Source organism: Neisseria sp. P0009.S007 (assembly GCF_051962515.1).
In genome coordinates this window covers 1-338 of the sequence record NZ_JBQCVF010000986.1, presented here as the reverse complement: position 1 = coordinate 338, position 338 = coordinate 1, and the positions used below count along the sequence as shown (strand labels likewise).

General features: G+C 52.1%; 1 protein-coding gene and 1 pseudogene. Both read left to right on the top strand.

What is annotated here, in order from left to right; genetic code table 11:
- A pseudogene (locus ACTHS3_RS17450) lies at nt 1-253 on the top strand (carbon starvation protein A); the annotation flags it as partial.
- Nucleotides 243-338, top strand: a 96-nt coding sequence (locus ACTHS3_RS17445; RefSeq protein ID WP_440368691.1) for a CstA-like transporter-associated (seleno)protein, incomplete at its 3' end; no start/stop codon positions are given. The pseudogene ACTHS3_RS17450 and the gene ACTHS3_RS17445, both read left to right, overlap by 11 nt.

Here is a 338-nt window from a genome sequence, read left to right as displayed (position 1 = left end):
CAAATACCGCGATGCCTTGGCCTCAGGCGAAGTCCTTGCCCCAGCTAAAGACATTGGCGAAATGTCACAAATCATCTTCAACGACCAAATCAATGCCGGTCTGACCGCTTTGTTCCTGGCAGTTGTCGTGATTGTCGCCGTGTACGGTTTTCGTACCGCCATGAAAGCCCGCAAAGTCGGCTGGCCAACTGCTAAAGAAATTCCAGCAGTGTACCGCGACGGTAAACAGCCGGAGGCTCAGCATGAAGCATAAGCTCGCATCTTGGTGGAAAACCATCAAGTTGACAGCAAACTTGATGGCCGGTGTCCCAGATTATGAAAACTACGTTGCCCGCCAG